This is a genomic window from Chitinophaga sp., from assembly GCF_036566945.1.
Classification (GTDB): Bacteria; Bacteroidota; Bacteroidia; order Chitinophagales; family Chitinophagaceae; genus Chitinophaga.
Map to the genome: position 1 here is coordinate 1 of NZ_DATCVJ010000726.1, position 3,361 is coordinate 3,361.

Consider the following 3,361-nt stretch of genomic DNA (forward strand, 5'->3'; position numbering starts at 1 on the left):
ATGCAGCCAGCACCGGTGCGATCAATTACCTGAACCTGGCAAAAGAAATTCTGCAAAAACATAATTACACGAAAATTAAATCCAAAGACAAAATCCTAGCTATCAACGATGACCAATCCAAGTAAGAAAGAGGCATTGGGTAAAGGCATCCGCTCACTGCTTCAAAACATTGACACAGATCTGAAGCACACTGCCAGCACCCTGGGTGATAAAGTAGCAGTACCTAATGCTGTTACCGGTATTGAACGCATTCCGCTCGATCAGATTGTTACCAATCCGAAACAGCCGCGTCGTGACTTTGATGAGGTTACTTTACAGGAGTTAAGCCAGTCTATCAAACTGCACGATGTTATCCAGCCTATTACTATTGCTAAAATCAGTAACAGGAAATTTCAGCTGATTGCTGGTGAAAGAAGACTCAGAGCCAGCAAACTTGCTGGTTTGAAAGATATTCCGGCCTACATCCGCCAGGTAAATGACCAGGAACTCCTGGAACTCGCCCTGCTGGAAAATCTGCAACGCGAAAACCTCAACGCCATTGAGGTGGGCCTGAGTTACAAACGGTTAATGGAAGAATGCACCCTTACACAGGAGCAGGTAGCCGACCGCATGGGCAAAGAAAGAAGTACCGTTACCAACTATATACGTTTACTCAAACTACCACCCGATATCCAGGTAGCCGTACGGAATGGTCAACTCAGCATGGGACATGCCCGTGTGCTGACCGGCGTGGAAAATGTGGAAAACCAGCTTTTCCTTTACAATGAGATCCTGAAAAGTGGATTGTCTGTAAGACAAACAGAAGAATTGGCGCGCAGGATCAACCAATCCGATAAAAACCAGCAGCAGAAACCTGCCAAATTAAAGTTAGCACCTGCTTTTCAGAAAATACAGGACAAATTAGCTACTCATTTCTCCACCAAAGTAAAACTGGACAGAGGAAAGAGCGGCAAAGGCAGTATTTTAATTGAATTCTATTCAGATGAAGAACTGGATAGCATCCTGGAAAAAATAGACATATACGGTGGCTAATAAGGCGGAATACATACTTCATTCACTACAACGTTGTTTTTTATTGTTTTTGCTCACGATGGTAATGGCTGTTCCCCTCCGGGCACAGGATACTTTACGTCCTATCCAAAAAACAATGGATACACTGATCCGGCCCATACCCGCTCCGGGTACGGATACAGTGAAAGCAAATAAATCCATTTTTGTAGATTCTGCTTATGTTCCCAATTCCAAACAGCCACATAGTCCGCGTAAAGCGACCATCTACTCAGCTGTATTTCCGGGCCTGGGACAGGCATACAACAGAGAATACTGGAAAATGCCGCTGGTATATGCAGCCATAGGTACCTGTACGTATTTCTTCATCGATAATATGAAGACGTATAAGCTATACCGTGATGCTTACCGCTTGCGGGTGGATGGCAATCCGGATACCAATGATACCGATCCCCGTACCACACCTTATGATACAGAATCATTGAAGCTTGGCAGGGATCAGTTCCGTCAGTATGTGGATTACTCCGTATTGTTTTTTATATTGGCTTATGGGCTCAATATTGTGGATGCAACTGTATTTGCGCACCTGCGCAACTTCGACATGTCTGATGATCTCAGTATGCGTATATCTCCGACACTGATCAATAACCGTACACTGGGCATTGGTGTCAATATATCCATAGGCGGCAAAAAAGCCAAAGGCAGCAAGTATTTTGCCGGCCGCTGATCATTCATTTATCAATCAACATTACATACAACTTACAAGGGTCATGAAAATAGCGCTTATCGGATATGGTAAAATGGGACAGGCAATAGATGCTATTGCCACTGCTAAAGGGCACGAAATTATTATCCGGGTAGACGTAAACAGTCAACACCTGCTGGAAAAGGAACACCTCGAAAAAGCAGATGTAGCCATTGAGTTTACCACACCTGAAACTGCCTACAGCAACATTTTAAAATGTTTTGAAGCCAATGTACCGGTAGTTTCCGGTACCACCGGATGGCTGGATAAGCTGCCGGAAATAAAGGCGATCTGCGAAGAAAAGAAACAAGCCTTTTTGCATACCACCAATTTCAGTATCGGCGTAAATATATTCTTCGAAGTAAATAAAAAACTGGCGGAACTAATGGCCAGCCAGCCACAATACAACGTGTGGATGGAAGAAATTCATCATACCCATAAAAAGGATGCCCCCAGCGGTACTGCCCTTTCACTGGCACAGGACGTGATGGCCAATGTTACCCGCAAAACCAGCTGGGTAAACGACTATAGCAACGAATCCGGTGTATTGCCCATCATTTCCAAAAGAATAGATCCGGCGCCGGGTACCCACATCGTCAACTATACTTCTGATATCGACGACATTACCATTACGCATACCGCACACTCCAGACAAGGTTTCGCTGCCGGAGCTGTAGTAGCCGCCGAATGGATCAAAGATAAAACCGGCGTGTTTACCATGCGGGAGGTATTGGGATTGAGCTGTTAGCTGTTAGCTTTTAGCCAATGCAGCGAAGATTAATATAACATATTCTTCGCTGCATTGGCTAAAAGCTAAAAGCTAACAGCTAACAGCTAAAAACTGCTTATCTTTGCAGGAATATAAAGTGCGTACCGCACTATTAGTTCATCCGGGAGGGATGCAAACCAGTCAGTATGTTATCGAAAAAAACACAATACGCATTTCACGCATTAGTGCACCTGGCAGAGAATGTAGATAAAGGCCCCATCCTTATATCTGAAATCGCACAGGAAAAAAATATTTCTATCAAATTCCTGGAAAATATATTACTGGAATTGAAGAATGCCGGTATCCTTGGCAGTAAAAAAGGAAAAGGAGGGGGATACTACCTGATGCGCGCTCCTAAAGAGATTGCATTGGCCAAAATTATCCGCCTGCTGGACGGTCCCATCGCCCTGCTTCCCTGTGTGAGCCTGAATTATTACGAACGTTGCGAAAATTGTCGCGATGAAGCCGTATGCGGCCTGAATGAAGTCATGGGAAAAGTAAGGGACTCCGCCCTTAAAATACTGGAGAACAAAACATTAAAAGATATCCTGACCCGGAACTAAAGTCCAGGTTACAGGTACTGCAACAGCCGGCTGATAAAGCCGGCTATCAGCCTGACTACATCCTGATACATCTCCCTAAATAATCCAGTCAACAACGAAACCTGCTATCCCATATTTTCCTGAAATCATCCCAATAACTGCAAGCCGGTTTTACCGGCAGCACATCTGTCTTCATCAGCCATATGAGTGAAGCCCGGCACTTACAGGGTAGCTTTGCCCCCCAGGAGATCTATCTTAACCTTCTTCCTAAATTATTCCGCTAATAACACTGCTGCT

4 protein-coding genes are annotated in these 3,361 nt (G+C 44.5%); all 4 read left to right on the top strand.

Features of this window, described 5'->3' with window-relative positions; genetic code table 11:
• Positions 1–108 precede the first annotated feature (108 nt).
• Entirely contained in the window at positions 109–1,032 is a 924-nt protein-coding gene (locus VIP81_RS21860; RefSeq protein WP_331966321.1) for a ParB/RepB/Spo0J family partition protein, read from the top strand.
• Positions 1,033–1,147: 115 nt separating this feature from the next.
• Positions 1,148–1,735, top strand: a complete 588-nt coding sequence (locus VIP81_RS21865; protein WP_331966324.1) for a DUF5683 domain-containing protein — start codon at positions 1,148–1,150, stop codon at positions 1,733–1,735.
• 43 nt (positions 1,736–1,778) lie between these two features.
• A complete protein-coding gene (gene dapB, locus VIP81_RS21870; RefSeq protein WP_331966327.1) occupies positions 1,779–2,501 on the top strand; it encodes a 4-hydroxy-tetrahydrodipicolinate reductase in 723 nt (240 codons plus the stop codon).
• 167 nt (positions 2,502–2,668) lie between these two features.
• The gene (locus tag VIP81_RS21875; protein ID WP_331966330.1) at positions 2,669–3,085 is read left to right on the top strand and encodes an Rrf2 family transcriptional regulator; all 417 of its coding nucleotides are present in this window, start codon (positions 2,669–2,671) and stop codon (positions 3,083–3,085) included.
• Positions 3,086–3,361: the final 276 nt, after the last annotated feature.